General features: G+C 45.5%; 1 protein-coding gene. It reads left to right on the forward strand.

Annotated features, from left to right (window positions below; translation table 11 throughout):
• Positions 1–242 (forward strand): DHHA1 domain-containing protein (locus AAEZ18_RS19505; RefSeq protein WP_352256101.1); only part of this gene is annotated, 242 nt, incomplete at both ends.

Genomic DNA, 242 nt, shown 5'->3' on the forward strand with positions numbered 1-242 from the left:
TATATTTGCTGGTGGCGAAAACGCTGAAATTAAAGGCTCGTGCCGCTCTATTGAAGGGCTGCACATGCGCGATTTACTCGAAGGGCTTAATACAGCCGACCCACACTTAATTAATAAATTTGGTGGCCACGCCATGGCTGCTGGTTTAAGTATTAACGAGCAGCACTTTAACGACTTTAAAAAAGCGTTTGATGCCGCTGTTAGCGCGCAACTGAGTGAAGAAAGTAAGCGCTGCATTGTAT

Source organism: Pseudoalteromonas sp. 19-MNA-CIBAN-0066, assembly GCF_040308705.1.
Classification (GTDB): domain Bacteria; phylum Pseudomonadota; class Gammaproteobacteria; order Enterobacterales; family Alteromonadaceae; genus Pseudoalteromonas; species Pseudoalteromonas nigrifaciens.